The organism is Maritimibacter sp. 55A14, assembly GCF_003122205.1.
GTDB lineage: Bacteria > Pseudomonadota > Alphaproteobacteria > Rhodobacterales > Rhodobacteraceae > QEYE01.
Genome location: NZ_QEYE01000049.1, coordinates 1 through 3,397, shown reverse-complemented (window position 1 = coordinate 3,397; position 3,397 = coordinate 1). Strand labels below are relative to the sequence as shown.

The window sequence follows — 3,397 nt, the reverse complement described above, 5'->3', positions numbered from 1 at the left end:
AATCCCCATAGACCCAGCTGATCCGCCCAATTCCAAACCCGCGATTTCCCGCTTGAGCGCTTCTCCGACGCCAGGCAACGCCGTGTGTCACTCAAACGTCGCGCGTGGCGTCCGAGAAACCTGCATCTGAACCGCCATGCGGTGATGCGGCATCTGAGCTGGATTGGTCGGAGATGCCGCCGTTGAGAACGGCCCTTAGCGGACCTTGGAGACTGCGACAATCTTTCCGGCGCGGGTCGCCGAAACAGACATTCGCTGCATGTGCGAACTCTACGTGCTGTTCGAGCTTGGCTACCCGGACAAAGCACCTTTTGCTTGTGGCCGGGAAAGCATCTGGCTCTCGTCATTTGCGCGGTTTATCGAATGATCTGGTCTCGCGATCCGAGATATGCGGTGGAACTTCTTTCGATAGGCCGCAGGGGACAGGCCTGTCCCTCGTTTGAATACGCGCCGGAATGATGCCGGATCGTCGTAGCCGATAGCTGCGCCCACTTCGTCGTTTGACAACTCGTCAGTCTCCAACATCTGCTTGGCTTCCTCGATCCGAAGCGCCTGGACATATTCGATCGGGGATAGACCCGTGACCGCGCGAAAGCGTCGCGAAAAGGTCCGCGCATTCAGGCCGGAGCGCTCGACCATCTTCTCCACCGGGTTGGCAGTCGCGTAGTGATCGGCAATCCAGGCCTGACAGTCGGATATCGGGCGGTCATTGGACTCCATCGGTCGGGTCATGACGGAATACGGCGACTGGCCCTCCGAATGCCCGCTGATCAGGAAGACCTTGGCCGTTTCGATCGCGGTTTGATAGCCGCAGAACCGGGCGATCAGATACACGGATAGATCGTGCCAGGCGCTGACGCCGCCGGCCGTGACGATCCGGTCCGCCTCGGCCGAGAGACACAGCACGGATTCGTTCCGGAACCTAATCTGGGGATAATGGCGCTGGAACATGTCGCGATAGGCCCAGTGGGCCGTGGCCTGGTGTCCGTTCAAGAGCCCGGATTCCGCCAGCAGCAAGGTCCCGGAGCACACGGATGTCACCAACGCTCCCGCTGCATGCATCTCTTTGAGCCAGTCGGTCTCCCGGGGGTAGCGGCCCTTGGGCACATCGTAGATGGAGGTATACATGTCGCACACGACGACCGCATCCGGCGTGCGGATCTGGCCGATGTCCATCTGTGGCTCGACCGGAATGTTGCCGATGCATCGGAACGGCTTTCCATCGGTGGAGACGATGCGGATATCCAGCATCTCGTCGCCCGGCCTGCCGGTCACCATGTCCGGGTAAACCGCGCCGGCAGACTGCAAGACATCATAGAGGCCGTAGAGGACCGAAGCGGATGTTTCCGGGGCGGCGAGCAACGCGATGAGAGGTTTCTGTCGGGCGGTCATGACACTCCCCTGTCTGAAATCGCATGGTTGTGGCGTGTTTGCCCTGTTTGCCCGTCCAGTATGCCGCGCAATCGGCAAATTTGCCACTGATTCAGAGACAGGAGCGCGCTTATCCTTGAACAAATCAACGGGAGGAACTGCTCATGCACACTCTGAAAACACGCCAAGATTCTTCACTTGACGGCATTTCGGGAGCCGTCCTGACACCGGGCACGGCGGGCTACGACGCAGCGCGTTCCGTCTGGAACGCCATGATCGACAGGCGACCCAAGATGATCGTTCGGTGCCGGAACGCCGATGACGTCATTGCCGCCGTGGGTCACGCGCGCGCCAAGGGCCTGCCGATCGCCATTCGTGCGGGCGGCCACAACGTGGCGGGGCATGCGGTTTGCGACGACGGCATGATGATCGATCTCAGTGAAATGCGCGCTGTGACCGTCGATCCTGCGCGGCGGATCGCGTCGGTCGAAGGCGGCGCCCTGTGGCGGGATGTCGATGCGGCCACTCAGACCCACGGACTGGCGACGCCCGGCGGGTTGATCTCGGACACCGGCGTGGCCGGGTTGACGCTTTCCGGCGGGATCGGATGGCTGCGCGCCAGGCATGGCCTGTCGATCGACAATCTGGTCGCCGCCGATGTCGTCACCGCCGACGGATCGCTCGTGCACACGAGTGCCGACCAAAACCCCGACCTGTTGTGGGCGCTCAAGGGGGGTGGTGGAAACTTCGGGGTCGTCACCCGGTTCGAATTCGCCCTGCATCCTGTTGGACCGGAGGTCATGTTCGCCGCCCCGATCTACGCGGTGGAGGACGGGCCGGGTCCGATCCGCGCCTGGCGCGATTTTCTGGCGAGGCACGGGGATCTTGTCGGATCGCTCTGCGAATTCTCAACGGCCGGGGGAGAGGATTTCCCGGAGGAATACCAGGGCAAGCGGGTCTACACGTTGGCTTGCGTCTACAATGGCGACGCGGCGGAGGGAGAGGCGCTCCTGCAACCGCTTCGCGAGTTGGGAGAGATGGTTGCGGACTTCTCCGGCCGCATGGCCTATTGCGACTTGCAGCAGTTGTTCGACACGCTGATGCCGGCCGGGGACTTCCGGTGCTACTGGAAGGCGCGGTATCTCACCGAGCTGCCGAACGAGATGATCGACCTCGCGATGAAGAACGCACTGGCGGCACCGTCCGACACCACGCTCTCGTCGCTTTGGAACTTCGGCGGCGCGACGGCCCAGGTTGCGCCCGACGCGACCGCGTTCGGGGATCGCTCGATGGGCTGGATGTACTCGCTGGATGCTGTCTGGACGGACGCCAGGGATGATGCGGCGAACATCGCATGGTCGCGCGACGGATGGGACAGCGCCGCGGCCTTCGGCCAGCACGGACGGGTCTATCTGAACTTCCCGGGGCATGGCGAGGACGGCGATGACCTGACGCGGTCAACCTTTGGTGCGAATTACCAGAGGCTGGTCGAGATCAAGACGAAATACGATCCGGAAAACCGGTTCCGCTTCAATCAGAACATCGAGCCTGAGCAGTGAGAGGGCGACGGTCTGACCGTGCCTTCATCGGGACTAATACCGTCCATGGTCTTTCTCCGGAACGCGGCATTGGGAGACGTTCGAGATCCCGAAAACCGATATGAGGCGAATAAGTTCATCCTGAACAACGATCTCACGCGCGCGACGGCTTGAGACATCGCCTGACATTTCCTGCGAACGAGAAGTGACCGCGCGTTCGAACCTGCGGCAGCACGGCGCGGGCCTACCATCGTTTCGGGAACGACGGAGAAGAACGGCCCGTCCCTGCCAATTACAGACCACCGGGTCGCCGCACCGAAGCCGCCGTTCATGCGCATTGCAGCATCAGTGGGGCACTTAGCAGGCTGCTGAAGAAGTTGGTCTTGAAGAACGCTTTTCCTGTTGTGACGGTTTGAAGGCGGAGCTCGCGGGGCTGCGAACGTGGGACTGGGGTCGCTCTGTTTGTCAGGCCGCCAGGAGTTTTGGCA

Annotated in this window: 2 protein-coding genes; one reads left to right on the top strand and one right to left on the bottom strand. The window is 61.9% G+C overall.

What is annotated here, in order from left to right; all coding sequences use genetic code 11:
• Nucleotides 1-291 precede the first annotated feature (291 nt).
• Complete coding sequence (locus tag DDZ14_RS19050; RefSeq protein ID WP_109426552.1) at nt 292-1,392, bottom strand: GlxA family transcriptional regulator; 1,101 nt, start codon at nt 1,390-1,392, stop codon at nt 292-294.
• 143 nt (nt 1,393-1,535) lie between these two features.
• Between DDZ14_RS19050 and DDZ14_RS19045 the strand changes: the two genes are divergently transcribed.
• Nucleotides 1,536-2,930 carry an FAD-binding oxidoreductase gene (locus DDZ14_RS19045; RefSeq protein WP_109426551.1) on the top strand — a complete coding sequence of 465 codons (1,395 nt, stop codon included), beginning with the start codon at nt 1,536-1,538 and terminating at the stop codon, nt 2,928-2,930.
• Nucleotides 2,931-3,397 lie beyond the last annotated feature (467 nt).

Excerpts from the sequence above, each read along its gene's own strand:
- DDZ14_RS19050 (WP_109426552.1), bottom strand. The coding sequence starts at position 1,392 with ATGACCGCCCGACAGAAACCTCTCATCGCGTTGCTCGCCGCCCCGGAA.
- DDZ14_RS19045 (WP_109426551.1), top strand. The coding sequence starts at position 1,536 with ATGCACACTCTGAAAACACGCCAAGATTCTTCACTTGACGGCATTTCG.